Here is a 15,248-nt window from a genome sequence, read left to right on the forward strand (position 1 = left end):
GCTGTTTCAGTCGAAACAACGGATCTCAACCTACCGTGACAATTGCACTTTAATTGGCTTTAATGATGTCGAATAAAATGTACTTAAATAACCAAAATCAACGTCTAGTGAATATTGTTCAAGACTAAACTTTTCTGCACCAAATTCACCGTCTATTGTGAAAACTGATTGAAACTGAAGCTTGGAAGAATTAAGCACTTTCGTGAAATTTCCTTTGACACTATGTCCAACAGGCGCTTCATCAAAACTTTTATAAGCAGAATCAATCAGCGATATCGTTTCCAGAAAATTTTGCATACTGTCAACATCAATCTTTGACCGGTCAACATTTTTCAGATGATAGTCTACAACTAGTTTGTTTCCATTTTGCTTGACCTGATCAAAGGCAATGTTAAAGCTATGCCGGTCAGCGCTCACTGAGGCTGGCGCTTTCTTGAGAGGCAGTGTTTTTTCTGAATCGCTTTTATCAGAGCTTGCCTCAATCTTTACATATTTCGCATCATCTTTTACCTTTCCCAGGATCATTCTTGATTCGCGGTGGATACGGTCTCCGATTTTTTTACGATCTGTCAATGTTATTCCGCTCATTAAATAAGGAACCTCATTTCCCTTATCATCCGTCACTTTTATTATCGATGCGCGATCATTTGGATGCTCGAGCGAGGTGATGACATCATAATCGATTACAGTCGATTCTTTGCCAAGAATCACTGTTTTCGGCTCAACAATAGGGCCATCAGCCGCTTGTTTCTCTTTTTGCCGAATATGCAGTGTTTTATACGGCAGTTTGACAACAGGTATATCAAATTTCCATTGCCCCCTGATATCATTTATGCTTGTAATCGTCACCGGAAGCGTCAGCTGATCCGGAATATTCTTGTCGGGGTATCCGATTTGAATAAAGCCGACATAGCCGTCTTTTGTTTTCTTTATATCTGATTCAGAGGCTATCATCCACTTCCTCTCACCATTAAATAGTGTGAAATGAACCATTTCCGCGCCATCGTTCAAATCTTTTCTTGTATCACTATTGACTTTAAACGTCATGGTAATGATTCCGCCGTCAAAATAAACGCTTGTCGCCGTTACATCAATGTTGTTGCTTGAGGCTTTCTGATGGAGTTCAGTTACAAGCTGGCTCGCCATTAAGTTTTGGCCGATATAATCGTGAAACTGCTGATATGCTTTGCCAAACAGCGGGACATCCGCCAAAACGCGTTGCATGGCAGGAGAAACAAACCCGCTCCCTAGAAGAAGCATTGCCGCCGTACCGGAGATAAAAACAGTGCGTTTCAATGTACCACGCTTCGGCTTAACCGTTTTTTCCTTATTTGCCCGCATGATGCCTTCAGAAATAGATTGATTGATGTCCTGTGTAGGAACATCAATCTGATTCACTTCATTTTCGAACCATTTTTTGTCCATGCCTCTTCCCCTCCAGTCAGTAAATGTTTTAACTCAAGCTTGGCTCTTTTTAAATATGTCTTAACGGTTCCTTCGGGAACATTCATGATGTCGGCGATATCATGGATCGGCAAGTCTTGATAATAAAATAGTATAATCGCCGTTTTGTAGTCTTTACGTAAATGCTGGACTGCTTCCAGCAGCCCCATTCTGTCGTCGGCATTCATTTCCCGGCCCTGTCCTTGCTCTCTTAATTGCGTGTCCATCAACACCACTTTCTTTTTCTTGTCCAATAAGGCATATGCGTGGTGGATGAGGATTTTTGTCAGCCATGTCAGAAAATACTCGGGATTTCTCAGCTGGGCAATCGATAAAAACGCTTTATATGCTGTTTCCTGTACAATATCTAATGCGTCTTCTTTATTTTGAACATAGATGTATGCTGTTCGGTAAAGCTGATCGCTATGTTTCTGAAAAAGCATTTCAAACGCTTTGGCATTTCCTGCGACAGCTTTTCTTACTAGTTTTATTTGCTTCACTGGTGAGCCTCCTTCAAACATTAGAGAGAGATAACTGAAGAAAAAGTTTCAACAGTATGGGATTTTTTTATTAAAAAACCGCTATTTTTCAAAATAGCGGTTTGGCGAACAACAACACCCTGTTTACTTTTTGGCAAGCGTCACCTGAGAAGATTCGGTTTGCCCGGATGGCTCCGGAAAGTTCTCATTTTTCAGCTCTTGGCGAAGCTCGTTCATTTCCGAGCGTTTGATCTGATATACAGCTTCCAGGCGGACCAAAAATTCCGGCCTGATCTTGAACGCATGAATGATCGATATGATCCAAACGACTAGCAGCATTTTCATTGCCAAATCGAAAAAGAGCGTTCTCGCCGTAAAGGCGGTGAAGAGGACAGCCGCCGCATAGACGACTCCGGTAAGAAGCCATTTTATCTGCTTTGTCCGGGCTCCGATATATATAAATGCAAACCAGCTCAGAAACGCAAATGGAACCCATGTGAACAATATCCAAAAGGAATGCGCGATCTCCCATTTTGCGCCTTCATTTGTAAAACCTTTCGCCATTTATTTACTCTCCTTACAGCTGATGTTTATAGTTTTTTCGCAAACAATAGTTCGAATTACCCCGTCCAATAGAACTATCCCCATCTATTATACTAGATTTTTCTATAAAAGGAAGAGTAAAAGATTTTTACATCCCATTACATGATCAGGAATGATAAGATAAACATAAAACCAACAAATGGAGATGAAGGAAACATGAAGAACAAATTGATTGAACGGCTGATTACATATGCGAAAGTCGACACACAGTCAAATGAAAACAGTGAGACATGTCCTTCTACACCCGGACAGCTGACACTCGCCAATATGCTTGTTGAAGAATTAAAGCAGATCGGCATGGAGGATGTCACAATCGATGAAAACGGCTATGTCATGGCGACGCTTCCGGCCAATACGGAAAAGCAGGTGCCGACGATCGGTTTTTTGGCTCATGTCGATACGGCGACTGATTTTACCGGAAAGAATGTCAATCCGCAAATCATCGAACAGTACGATGGAAAAGAGATTGTCCTCAATGAAGCGCTCGGCGTCGTTTTGTCCCCGAAAGAATTTCCCGAGCTTGCGGGTTATAGGGGACACACACTGATTACGACGGACGGAACGACGCTGCTCGGCGCCGACGATAAAGCCGGTATCGCTGAAATCATGACGGCGCTGGAATATTTAATCGACCATCCCGAAATCAAACACGGAAAAATCCGGGTCGCATTTACGCCTGATGAAGAAATCGGCCGAGGACCGCACAAATTTGATGTGGCGGCCTTCAATGCGAAATTCGCGTATACGGTTGACGGCGGCCCACTCGGCGAACTGCAATACGAAAGCTTCAATGCCGCGGCGGCGAAGATTACGTGTCAAGGGACAAACGTCCACCCGGGTACAGCAAAAGGAAAAATGGTCAACGCTGCGAAAATTGCGATGGCATTCAACTCAGCACTTCCGGAGATGGAGGCGCCTGAATTTACAGAAGGTTATGAAGGCTTTTATCATCTTCTCTCTATCAGCGGTGATGTCTCAGAAACGAAGCTGAACTATATCATTAGAGATTTTGACAGAGACCGTTTTAACGAGAGAAAAAAGGCGGTCGAAACAATTGCGGAAGAACTGCGGGCGCAATATGGCAAAAACAGCATTCTGGTCGAAATGAAAGACCAATACTACAACATGAGAGAAAAAATCGAACCGGTCAAGGAGATTGTCGATATTGCCTATCAGGCGATGAAAAACCTGGACATCGAGCCGGTCGTCAAACCGATCCGCGGCGGCACAGACGGCTCCCAGCTGTCATATAAGGGGCTTCCTTGTCCGAATATCTTTACGGGCGGGGAAAATTTCCACGGCAAATACGAATACATTTCCGCAGACAATATGGTGAAAGCCGCGAATGTTGTCGTGGAGATTGCGAAGTTGTTTGAAGAAAGGGCATAATACCGGAAAAGCAAGGAGCGGCTGCAAAACAAAGCAGCCGCTCTTTTTTCACCCATTAAAACCCGGTCTTCGCCCTGCCGAAATAAAATTCAGGACATGCTGTTTGCCTGGCGCTTTATGTATCGCACCTTTTACAGAAGCCGTCAGGGCGCCGCTTGCATTGGCGAACGTCAGCAACCCGCGGTGATGCTCCCGTATGAGGCTACACAGATCTTCCTTTGCTGCGCCGTACGACGCCAATTCGGATAAGAAACCGCCGATAAAAGCATCCCCCGCACCGGTTGTATCTGAAACAGCCACTTTAAATCCCCGGTCTTCGTATGTTTCGCCGCTTTTTAAGTATATCGCCGCACCGTCTCCCCCTTTTGTCAAGACAACGACTTTGACATTGCCGGCAAAAAGCGAAGCAATCGCTTCCTTCTCATCATCAATATTTGTGATAAACGGCAATTCCTCAAGCGATACTTTTACAATATCCGCCAGCGGCAAAAACTGCCTGATCGTATGGCGGCAGCTTGTTTCATCAGGCCATAACGGGAGCCTGACATTTGGATCAAAACTGACAATTCCGCCGACTTCCCGGAAGTCATTGATCACCTTAATATGCGCCTGTTTCATTGGACTTTCGACTAAATCAATTGAACAAAAATGAAGCAGATCCCCTTTATGAAACCACTCAGATTGAATCTCATCTGCCGAAAGCAGCAAATCGGCTGCATTCTTCCGATAAAAATGAAAACTTCTTTCCCCGGACTTGTCTACGGATACAAATGCCAATCCGGTTTCACCTTCGTCGCTTCGAACGATATAGGAAGTGTCAACTCCATTTTCCTCAAGAACGCTGATTAAGTAATCGCCAAAATGATCGTTGGCAACCTTCGTCAGCATTGCCGCACGGGCGCCGTATTTAGCAGCAGCAATCGCGGCATTCATAGGCGCGCCGCCGGCAACGCGTTCAAATCCGGTGATGTTTTCCAGAGCCGTTTCTTTTTGGACGGGGATAAAATCAATGAGCGTCTCACCGATGCAAAATATTCTATTCAAGCGATTCATCGCCTTTCCAAATATCTTTCAGCACCCAATAGGTAAATTCTTCAACTCTCGCATCGCCTTTCTCAGAAAACAGCTCGATTCCCAGTCTGCCTTCTTTCGGATAGATGCGGCTTGTCATCGTGGCTTCACCATGGTTGGCAAATACTTCAATAGACGATCTGTCGATAAATAGGCGCAGGGAAAGCTTCTCTCCCGCTTCAATCTGCACGTTTCTGACACCGTCCCGTTCTTTGCCGGATGCGGAGCAATCAAGTGTCAGTTTTTGATCGGTTAAGCTGTATCTGATGATGGTCTCTTCTTTTTCCAGCCCCCGAATTCTTACTCCTGCCGTTTGTGCACTGCAATCCGCTATATCAAACACGACCTTCACTTCAAGAAGCTCTTCGGCTGTCTTGGCCAAATAACTCCCTGAAAGCGATCGATTGGCGCATACCCGATGTTCCGTTTTCCGCAGCAGCTTGGTTTCCTCCACGGGATTCATCAAGATTTTGTGATCATCGCGCAATGTTAATTCCCGCGGCAGCGTCAAAGCCCCGGACCATCCGTCCGCTTTCGTCGGCATCTCTGACTCCCACATATCCATCCAGCCAATCGCAATTCTGCGCCCTTTGTCATCCAACAAAGTTTGCACGGCATAAAAGTCATGGCCATGGTCCAACTCTTTAAAGGAGCCATGTACAAACTCATTTGTTTCTTCATCATAGTCTCCAATTAAATAGCCTGTTTGATACAGATTTTGATATGAATCACCATCTGCCTCTATACCCTGAGGGGAAATCAGCAAAACGTGTTTGCCGTCTAGTTCAAAGAAATCCGGACATTCCCACATAAAGCCGAGATTCCCGTCGCTTTGGGCGAGGACGCCTACATATTCCCAATCTACCAAGTTAGGCGAGCGGTATAAAATGACCCGCCCGACGTTCTCTTTTGAGGAATTTCCGACCACCATATACCAGTTCTCATGATGCCTCCATACTTTCGGATCGCGAAAGTGGCGTGCGCTGTCTTCCGGCGGCTCTGCAATGACAGGGTTTTCTTTCATTTTTTCAAAGACGATACCGTCTTTGCTGACAGCTATATTCTGATTTTGGTAGAAATCGTCTTTCTCTTCATCTATCATATTATGCCCTGTATAGATTAAAGCGAGGTCGCCGTTATATTCGACTGCGCTTCCTGAGAAGCAGCCGCTCTCATCAAATGCATCGCCAGGCGCTAAAGCGATCGGCAAGTGCTCCCAGTGAATGAGATCCCTGCTCTTCAAATGGCCCCAATGCATCGGCCCCCAATTCTCATCATACGGATGATGTTGATAAAAGACATGATACTCCCCTTTATATTGAATAAGTCCGTTTGGATCATTGATCCAGTTTGCCCGGGGCATCATGTGATAGCCCATTCGGTATCGGTGATTCACTTTTTTTCCGGCTTTCTTCAACGCTTCTTCTGCCTGCTGAATTCTATTCATCTGTGACATCCTTTCTATATATGCTTTCTTTGTAGACTTTGAGCAAATTGAACGTCTTTCTTTGAGTCTAGCAAGGTAAAAATCGAAATAATGGTGAAACAAAGGACCATTGTTCCCATGATGAGATAAGTGTGGCGATATCCGATGCTGTCGTATAAACCTCCCGCAAGCGGCGAAAAAATCGATGCGCCTACCTGGGATGCGAATTGAAAGCCGACAAGATAAAGTACGGATGAAAGGCGATTATCAAAATTAGTCGCCAAATATTTAAACGCCGCAATCAGCATAATCGGCAATTCTAAAGCATGAATGAGCTTCATCGATGAAATTCCGACCGGTCCGCTGACAAGACCGGAGCCGATAATGCGGAAAGCCATTAACAGCCCCGCTAAAATCAAACTTTTTTTCGGACCAAGCTTATTGACGATGAAAGGTGCAAGAAACATCATGCCCGCTTCAATGAATACTTGGAATGAGTTAAGATATCCAAAAATTTGGTTCCCCAAGGCCGGAGTCGGAAATAAGGAAGCGTAGTAAAGCGGGAACTGCTGGTCATAGACGCCGTATACGCAAGTTACGCCGATCACGTACAACATCAAAAACCAGAAATCTTTTAAGAGAAACAGCCCTCCCACGTCTTTTAATCCAACCGAGTCTGCTCTTTCCTTTTCATCATCTGTCATCTCAATTTTTACAGAAACAATAATGGCCACCAATATGACTGCTGAAACGGACGCAACCCAGAAGTTGATATTCGGGTCGATATTGAACAGCTGACCTGCAAAAAATGTCGCCGCAGCCCAGCCGAGGGACCCCCACATCCTTGTTCTTCCATATTCAAATTGATATTTGCGGCTGACCTTTTCAATAAAGGTTTCAATCGCGCCGATTCCTGCGAGAAAAGCAGTTCCCAAATACATTCCGCCGACAATAGCCCCGAGAAAGACGTTGTATTGCAAAAGCGGTCCGTAGACGAAAATATAAAAGGGACCCGTAAATACGAGCAGCAAACTGATCATAAATAATATGTTTTTCTTCAGCCCGAGCTTATCGGAGATAAAACCGTACAAAGGCTGCATGCACAAAGTAAAGATAGCGTTTACAGAAAAGATAATGCCCGTCGCGGACCCGTTCAAATTGATTTCCTGCCCCAACCAAATCGCAAATAAAGAATAGCTGGAAGACCAAGTAAAAAAGAAAAAGAAAAAATAAGCGCTTAGTTTCCAATACAGACTGTTTGAGCTTTTCATTTTCATTTGCTCCTTTAACCCGATTTGGATGTATCTATTTGATGCCTGTCCCTGAACCGCCCAGGCCATCTAAAATGTAGCGTTGAGCTACAATGTAGATCAGAATCAGCGGAATCGTGGAAATCGTCAAGACAGCCATCACCTGGTTCGTATAAACCGGCTCGGTGCTGTTGATGGCTGTAATCGCCACCTGGATCGGAAATTTCGACTTATCCGTCAAAACCATCAGCGGCCAAATATAGTCATTCCAGCTGCCGATAAAAGCCAATGTCCCCACCGTAGCGACAGCCGGTTTGGACATCGGCAGCATCACCCGCCAGAAAATCTGCCATGTGTTGGCTCCGTCAAGCTTGGCCGACTCAATCATCTCCCCCGGGATCGCCATGAAAAAGTTTCGGAACAAATAAATATTGAAAGCCCCGGCAAGCGCCGGCAAAATCACGGCAAGGCGCGTATCAACAAGTCCGAGCTTATGAACAATTGTAAACTGCGAGATTAAAATCGTTTCCATCGGCACGATTAAAAGCGCCAGCAATATGGTAAACAGCACTTTTTTACCTGTGAATTGCAGCTTGGCGAATGCAAAGCCCGCCATTCCGTTGATAATGACCGCTCCCGCTGCCACACACAAACCGTAAAACAGACTGTTACCAATATACATTAGTAAATCAAACCGTGACAGCACTTCCCTGTAGGATTGAAACCATTCCGACGGATGAAAAGACGGAAGAAACGCTTTAATGCTGCTGATATTGTTGTAAATATCAGCTTCCGGTTTCATCGATGAAGCGACCATCCAAATCAGCGGAAATATAAACAGAGCCGCCAGCAAAACAAGGCATATATATTCCAGTATCGTTAAAGGTCCGAATTTCCTTCTCATCCGCCTTCATCCTCCTTCACCAACTTGCGCTGCGCAAGCGTCACCAATCCAATTATCGTGCCAAACAAGAGCGCAATTGAACTTGCATAGCCGACCATCCGATCGGTAAATCCCGTTTGATAAATATAATAGACAACTGTCATCGTTGAATTGACCGGTCCCCCCTGGGTCATGACCATTGGCTGCACAAGGAGCTTAAACGCACTGATCAGCGTCGTAATAAAGATAAAAACCGACGTCGGTTTCAACAAAGGCAATGTAATATAAATAAACCGCTGCCATTTATTCATACCATCCAATTGCGCCGCCTCGTAGACATCTCCGGGAATGTTTTGCAGGCCCGCTAAAAAAATCAGCATCTGAAATCCGGCTCCCTGCCAGACTGAAACGAAAACAATTGTAAAGATCGCCTGATTAGGACTTGTCAAAAACGGCTGTGGCGGTAAACCGACATGCGTCAGTACGTTATTTATCATTCCTTCATTCGGATTCAGCAAGTACAGCCACAAAACGGAGATGACAACAAGCGACATGACGACAGGGCTAAAGTATGCGACTTTGAAAAACGTATTGGCCCTGCGCTTTTTATTCAACAGAAGGGCCAGCCCGAGAGCGGCCCCGATCTGTAATGGAATCACAAGGACAACAAATTTCAATGTGTTGCTCAAACTTTTCAAGAAAATAGGGTCTTTGAACAATTTGATAAAGTTGTCAAAACCGACAAACTTGCGCAGGTCAGGTGTTAACAAATAATAATCTGTAAATGCGTAGTAAACCGCCATAATCGAAGGAATCACGAGAAACACTGACAAAATCAGCAAGGCCGGACCTAAAAATGTATAGGCCAGCACATTGTCCCGCCACCCTATTTTACTGGCAGGGACTTTTTTCAGCGGAAAGGCCGTCCTTGCTTCTTTCAACGGAATTTTATTCATGGCTCCACCTTCTAGTTTGCCTTATCGATGGCTGATTGCATTTCTTTTGCACGCGTATCCAGAACCGATTGAATATCCTGATGCTGATCAAAGAAGCTGATGTCATCGATCGCTTGCTGAAATGCGCGCGTCACCTGTGGATATGCCGGTGTCACCGGTCGTGCATGCCCCGTTTCTTTCAGCTGCTGCAAGAAGACATTCATTTCAGCTGAGAATTCTTTTGCCAGCACTTTCTCTGATGAATAGCGCACAGGCAGCGCGGCGATCGAACGGCTCAATTCCAGGTTGGATTCCTTGTTTGTCATCCAATCGACCAATTTTGCCGCCCATTCCTTGTTTTCAGACGTCTGTGTCATGGCGAACTGCCAGCTTCCTGAAGGGGACACAAGCTTTTTTGTTTTTGGCGAAACAGGATACGGCATCACACCATAATCGACATTAGGAAAATTTGTTTTCATGTCGGTTACCGTCCAGACACCGCTCATTTTCATTGGATATTTTTCTGTTTCAAACGCCTGCTTAACCGGAGCCCGGGTCGTGTAACCCTCTTTCAGCATTGTTTGAATAAATGTCATCGCTTCAACGGTCAGTTTGTCGTTAAAAACACCCTCAGCTTTCTTGCCATCTTTTGAAAGGACATCGCCGCCAGCCGACCAAACAAATGGCAAAAGCGCATAGGTCAGCATTTCGTCTTTTGACTGCAACTGCATATCGATGGCCGGTTTGTCATATTTATTTTTCAGCTTTTTGCAAAGCTCAAGGAATTCGTCCCACGTCCATGGATTCTCAACCGTTGGCAGCGTTTTCAAGTCAACGCCGGCGTCCTTCAGCATTTTTTTGTTATAGTAAATACCGACCGATGATTCGCTGACGCCGATCGCATACAGTTTCCCCTGGTAGGTTCCCTGTTGCTTAATGCTCGGCAATAAATCATCCTGGTCTTTGATATACTCATCCAATGGCGCAATAACGCCGGATTTCGCATAAGCCGCCGTGTTCGGTCCGTCTAAAGTGATCACATCCGGCAGGGTGTTCGTTGTCAGCGCCGCGTTCACTTTGTCTTCATATCCGCCGCCGTTTCCGCTTCTGGGGATGAAATCAATTTTGGCCTCGACGTTTTCAGAGGCATACTTTTTATTAAAAGCGTCCACCCGCTTTTGATAGACCTTTCCTTCTTCACTATCATCAGATACGTGCACCCACACCGTAAGCGTTTTCCCATCTTGGCCATTTGCACCTTTGCTATTGCTGCAGCCCAACATCGCAAACACCAGCAACAACGAAAAAACTCCGAAGAGCCACCTTTTCATCTTTGTCACTTCCCCCCATTTTTCATAAATCAACAAATAAAAGCGCTTTCAAGTGAATTGTATGTCAACCGGTTTCATATGTCAACCGGTTGACATATTTTTTCCCCAATTATTCATCCCGGTACATTTCTCATAATCGTGGCATTTTCTTGCACATATCGGCCCGATTCTCTAAAATAAGTGCGTGACGAGAATTGTAAGCCATTTCAGTAAAAATAGCAGGGGGAAAAGGGAATGAAGCCTAGCATTCACGACGTTGCAAAAAAAGCGGGAGTTTCACCAACAACCGTATCGCGGGTATTAAATAACCGCGGCTATATTAGTGAAAAAACAAAAGAAAAAGTCTATAAAGCGATGGAAGAAATCAATTACTTTCCAAACGATTTGGCCCGCTCTTTATTTCGTAAACGAACTCATTTAATAGGGCTCATCATCCCTAACTCCAGCAACCCGTTTTTCGGCGAACTGGCCTTTCATATTGAGAGCATCTGCGCTGCCATGGGCTACAAACTGCTGCTTTGCAACAGCTTAAACCGCAAAGACAAAGAAGAAAAATACTTGGAAATGCTGATGCGAAATCAAGTGGACGGCGTCATCGCCGTGACTTACAACAGGGGAATTTTAAATTATCATCGGCAAAACCTGCCGATTGTCGCCATCGACCATTACTTGTCGGAAACGATTCCCGTCATCGGCTCCGATAACTATGACGGAGGAAGAAAAGCGACAGAACTGTTAATTGCAAAAGGCTGCCGGCACATCATCCATATCAACGGACCAATTGAGCTGAAAACACCGGCAAATCTTAGAAGAAAAGCATATGAAGATGTGATGCGACAACACGGGAGACAGCCGATTACATATGAAGTTCCCTTTCATCAAAATTACCGGGAAATCATCTCAAAACTGTTTGATGAACAGCCTGCAGCTGACGGCATTTTTGCCAGCGATGACCTCATGGCCGCTACAGTCATCACCGAAGCAAAAAAACGCAGAAAAGACATTCCCGGGCAATTAAAGGTAATCGGCTACGACGGAACGGAAGCGGTTCAGTCCATCCTCCCGGAATTGACAACCATCCAGCAGCCGATCGAACTCATTTCCAAGACGGCCATCGAGATTTTGTCCAAAGCCATTGAAGGCGAATTCGATGATTTGCCGCTGGAAACCTATTTGCCTGTTAAGGTTCTGGAAGGTGAAACCACTTAATATTCACATCATGTTACGGAGAGATTTGCAGCCTTCATCTCTCCTGTACCCCCCTCTGACTTTTGTAAAAATAAGATAAATTTTAACTTTTATTTCTAGACAAACCACCCTCTGTGTGATAATGTATAGTACAAGTTTTCAAAATATTCTATCTTTGTGTGGAGGTGCCATAATTGGAAATGAGCAAAGTTCTGCCTGAATCGCTTACTTCCCTTGTGAAAGAGATGCTGACCAAAACGGATGGTTCAACAACCAAGGCAATCGAAACATTGATAGGCGGCAAGGTTGATATTGAAGTTTTCCGGCAGGCCTATGTCGATTACGATCATCTGTCCGCTGAGGAAGCAAAGCTGTTTCAGCCTGATGATAAGATTTTATTCAGGACCTCCTCATTGAAACGGGGCGATGATTATTTGTCATTTAATTATGTCTATGTCAAAACAAATGCATTGCCGCCAGCCGTTAAACGATATCTGAAAGAAGAACGGCTCCCCATCGGCAAAATCATTTCCGAACTGGAGTCAAGGCGTGAAATCTTCAGCACCGGTAAGTCCCTTGGCAAACACTTTACACACCTTGTGCCTGTTTCAACAGACAGGGAATACGTTTTTAAGCGATACCAGATCATCAGCGGACAGCAGTGCATCTTCCACGTCTCCGAACTGTTTGATTTAGAAAAAATCTGCAGACTGACAGCGGGCTGAATCATGCCCGTCAGTTACCGTTTTATGAAAGGGCTTCCAAAAACTCCTCATTCCTTCTCTCCTCAAAACAAAAACCCCTGCGAAACAGGGGCTGTCATTTATTGATACACCGTTTTCGGAACGGCAACAACCGGGGTTCCGGCGACATAAGGTGCGACGTCATATTGCTGGAACACGATCGCAATCCCGTCTTTTGTAAAGTGGAATGCCGTGTTTTGAAGAAGGACGATGTCTTTTTTCTTCACATCCGGGAAAAACGTGTCCTGATGCTTTTGAATGTATTTGTAAATGTATGTTCTCGTTTTATCGATTTTTGATTTTTTGTTTAATACGTCTGTCAGATAGACGCGTTTTTTTGATTTTAAATCGTAGTTGAACGAGCGGACGGCTGTATTGCCGTGCGCCCCGCCGGAGTACACGTAGTTTTTCGTCAGGATGCTGATCTTTTCGCCGGTCAGATATTTGACGTCAAAAGACGTTTGGTATGCCGTTTGGTACCCGTGCTGTTGGCCGTCTTTTTTGTTTTTCAGATAGTCTTTGTAGGATTGGTCAATATAGTTTTTAAAGTCTTTGTTGATTTTGTTTTGCAGAGATCTGCTGCCAACGTTTTTAACCTGCGGGTACTTCAATTCCTTTACGTTTTTGTATGTATGGCTCGTCACCACCGGTTTTGTCCCGTTCGCCGCTTGAGCCGAAGGAATCGCCGCTCCGCTGTACAATATCAGCATTAATAGCCCTGAGAGCATGATCGCCGCTGCTTTGAAAAACGGTTTGCTGTTCATCATATGGCCTCCTTTTTCGTTTCATTGTTATATTACCCATTTTCAAAACGGGTACACATGTAAGACTGACAGCCCCGTGAAAAAGTTTTCGTTTCAATAAAAAAATTCGGTCTTAATTAAAATGAAACCGAATCTGCGAACGATTATTCCTCCTCAATTGTTCATTCATCACCTTCCTGATATTTCGGCAGGGTTTGTTTCAAAACGGCTGGACATAAGCTTGAGGAACTTGCATAAATCGCGTTCTTAGCGATAAATATCAAAACCCATTGACATTTTCGCAAAAAGTATTAATATTAAAATTATTATAAAAATCGCATAAAAAGGTTTTCCTTATCAAGAGTGGTGGAGGGACTGGCCCTGTGAAACCCGGCAACCGCTGTCTTTTTGACAGAATGGTGCTAATTCCTTAAGAGCACGGCTGTGCTCTTGAAGATAAGGAGGAGATTGTCTACCAAGCTCTTCCTTATCGGGAAGAGCTTTTTTATGTTAATAAAGAAAGAGGGATGAAGCATGTCACAATCAACCGATGTATTGCAGCAAACGCCAGGAAGAAAAATAGGACCGTTCAGGGCGGATCAGGTGGGCAGCCTGCTCAGGTCTGAGCCTGTTAAAAAAGCGCGCCTGCAAAAAGCAAACGGCGAAATTACCGCGGAACAATTGCGCGAAGTCGAAAACGAAGAGATCAAGCGCATTGTCGAAAAACAAAAAGAAATCGGCCTGAAAGCCGTAACGGACGGCGAATTCCGCCGCTCCTGGTGGCATTTCGATTTTCTCGAAGGTCTTGACGGTGTTGAAGGCTTTGTAGCAGACAAAGGAATTCAATTTCACAATGTCGTAACGAAACCGCGCGGCATTAAAGTAACCAGCAAAGTCGACTTTACAAACCATCCGATGCTGGAAGATTATCAATTTCTTCATAGTATTGCAGGGACGCATACGCCGAAAATGACGATCCCGAGCCCGAATATGCTGTTTTTCAGAGGAAAGCTGGAAGAAAGTCCGTATGAGGATCTTGATGAGTTCCATCACGATGTGGCGCAGGCTTACAAAAAAGCGATCCGCGCGTTCTATGATGCCGGCTGCCGCTATTTGCAGCTTGATGATACGGCCTGGTCCGTATTTTTCTCAGAAAAGGGACATGAGCAAATCAAGGCGTTCGGCCGCCAGCCTGATGAGCTGCGCCAATCCTTTGCCAATACGATCAACGAAGCAATCGAAGGACGTCCCGATGATTTGACTGTCACAATGCATATTTGCCGCGGAAACTTCCAGTCAACATGGGTGGCAGAAGGCGGATACGACGCTGCGGCTGAAACGATTTTCGACGGACTGAACCTTGACGGACTCTTCCTTGAATTCGATGACGAGCGCTCTGGCGGCTTCGAACCGCTTCGCTTCGTGAAACGGAAAGACCTGCAAATCGTCCTCGGTTTAATTACATCTAAATTCGGCGAGCTTGAAAACCCGGATGATATTAAGCGGCGCATTGAAGAGGCGTCCCGCTATGCCGATCTGAACCAGCTGTGCTTAAGCCCGCAGTGCGGCTTTGCTTCAACGGAAGAGGGCAACCTGCTGACCGAAGAACAGCAGTGGGAAAAACTGCGTCATGTGATCGAAATTGCCGAAGACGTTTGGAAATAAATAAGGACATGTTTCAAGCCATACCTGATATCAGGTATGGCTTTTTTTATGTCTTCTTTTAAAAATCCTTCTTGATTTGTTCATAGTTTGATCATATTT

14 protein-coding genes and 1 riboswitch are annotated in these 15,248 nt (G+C 44.9%); of the genes, 4 read left to right on the plus strand and 10 right to left on the minus strand.

Features of this window, described 5'->3' with window-relative positions; translation table 11 throughout:
* Positions 1-30: 30 nt before the first annotated feature.
* From BTR1S_RS01975 to BTR1S_RS01985, 3 genes are all read right to left on the minus strand, one after another.
* Positions 31-1,425 (minus strand): DUF4179 domain-containing protein, encoded by a 1,395-nt coding sequence (locus BTR1S_RS01975; RefSeq protein WP_029419725.1) that lies wholly within the window; start codon positions 1,423-1,425, stop codon positions 31-33.
* Entirely contained in the window at positions 1,395-1,964 is a 570-nt protein-coding gene (locus tag BTR1S_RS01980; protein ID WP_034326759.1) for a sigma-70 family RNA polymerase sigma factor, read from the minus strand. Before BTR1S_RS01980 ends, BTR1S_RS01975 begins: the two co-directional genes overlap by 31 nt.
* Before the next feature lie 102 nt (positions 1,965-2,066).
* Positions 2,067-2,486: a hypothetical protein gene (locus tag BTR1S_RS01985; RefSeq protein ID WP_029419726.1), complete on the minus strand. Its 420-nt coding sequence runs from the start codon at positions 2,484-2,486 to the stop codon at positions 2,067-2,069.
* Between the two features lie 195 nt (positions 2,487-2,681).
* On the opposite strand from BTR1S_RS01985, the gene pepT reads away from it, so the two are divergent.
* Positions 2,682-3,914 (plus strand): peptidase T, encoded by a 1,233-nt coding sequence (gene pepT, locus BTR1S_RS01990; RefSeq protein ID WP_006639646.1) that lies wholly within the window; start codon positions 2,682-2,684, stop codon positions 3,912-3,914.
* A gap of 48 nt (positions 3,915-3,962) precedes the next feature.
* Here the strand turns inward: pepT and BTR1S_RS01995 are convergent, their stop codons facing one another.
* Genes BTR1S_RS01995 through BTR1S_RS02020 form a run of 6 tightly spaced genes read right to left on the minus strand, consistent with a single transcriptional unit; the run spans position 3,963 to position 10,810 of the window.
* Positions 3,963-4,958 (minus strand): carbohydrate kinase family protein, encoded by a 996-nt coding sequence (locus BTR1S_RS01995; protein WP_006639647.1) that lies wholly within the window; start codon positions 4,956-4,958, stop codon positions 3,963-3,965.
* Positions 4,951-6,432 carry a glycoside hydrolase family 32 protein gene (locus BTR1S_RS02000; protein WP_006639648.1) on the minus strand — a complete coding sequence of 494 codons (1,482 nt, stop codon included), beginning with the start codon at positions 6,430-6,432 and terminating at the stop codon, positions 4,951-4,953. The genes BTR1S_RS01995 and BTR1S_RS02000 overlap by 8 nt, the downstream gene beginning before the upstream one ends.
* Positions 6,433-6,446: 14 nt before the next feature.
* The gene (locus tag BTR1S_RS02005; RefSeq protein ID WP_029419727.1) at positions 6,447-7,682 is read right to left on the minus strand and encodes an MFS transporter; all 1,236 of its coding nucleotides are present in this window, start codon (positions 7,680-7,682) and stop codon (positions 6,447-6,449) included.
* 34 nt (positions 7,683-7,716) lie between these two features.
* A complete protein-coding gene (locus tag BTR1S_RS02010; protein ID WP_006639650.1) occupies positions 7,717-8,565 on the minus strand; it encodes a carbohydrate ABC transporter permease in 849 nt (282 codons plus the stop codon).
* The gene (locus BTR1S_RS02015; RefSeq protein WP_029419728.1) at positions 8,562-9,500 is read right to left on the minus strand and encodes a carbohydrate ABC transporter permease; all 939 of its coding nucleotides are present in this window, start codon (positions 9,498-9,500) and stop codon (positions 8,562-8,564) included. Before BTR1S_RS02015 ends, BTR1S_RS02010 begins: the two co-directional genes overlap by 4 nt.
* 11 nt (positions 9,501-9,511) lie before the next feature.
* Positions 9,512-10,810, minus strand: coding sequence for an ABC transporter substrate-binding protein (locus BTR1S_RS02020; protein ID WP_029419729.1), 1,299 nt, complete (start codon positions 10,808-10,810; stop codon positions 9,512-9,514).
* Between the two features lie 234 nt (positions 10,811-11,044).
* Here BTR1S_RS02020 and BTR1S_RS02025 point away from each other — a divergent pair, with 234 nt between their 5' ends.
* Positions 11,045-12,019, plus strand: coding sequence for a LacI family DNA-binding transcriptional regulator (locus tag BTR1S_RS02025; RefSeq protein ID WP_006639653.1), 975 nt, complete (start codon positions 11,045-11,047; stop codon positions 12,017-12,019).
* 179 nt (positions 12,020-12,198) lie between these two features.
* Positions 12,199-12,723: a chorismate--pyruvate lyase family protein gene (locus tag BTR1S_RS02030; RefSeq protein ID WP_087962543.1), complete on the plus strand. Its 525-nt coding sequence runs from the start codon at positions 12,199-12,201 to the stop codon at positions 12,721-12,723.
* 98 nt (positions 12,724-12,821) lie between these two features.
* Here BTR1S_RS02030 and BTR1S_RS02035 read toward each other — a convergent pair whose 3' ends face one another.
* Positions 12,822-13,505, minus strand: coding sequence for a DUF3298 and DUF4163 domain-containing protein (locus BTR1S_RS02035; RefSeq protein WP_006639655.1), 684 nt, complete (start codon positions 13,503-13,505; stop codon positions 12,822-12,824).
* A gap of 330 nt (positions 13,506-13,835) precedes the next feature.
* Positions 13,836-13,947: riboswitch (SAM riboswitch) on the plus strand.
* 71 nt (positions 13,948-14,018) lie between these two features.
* Between BTR1S_RS02035 and BTR1S_RS02040 the strand changes: the two genes are divergently transcribed.
* Entirely contained in the window at positions 14,019-15,149 is a 1,131-nt protein-coding gene (locus BTR1S_RS02040; protein ID WP_029419730.1) for a 5-methyltetrahydropteroyltriglutamate--homocysteine S-methyltransferase, read from the plus strand.
* Positions 15,150-15,248: the final 99 nt, after the last annotated feature.

The organism is Bacillus sonorensis NBRC 101234 = KCTC 13918 (assembly GCF_001592005.1).
Lineage (GTDB): Bacteria > Bacillota > Bacilli > Bacillales > Bacillaceae > Bacillus > Bacillus sonorensis.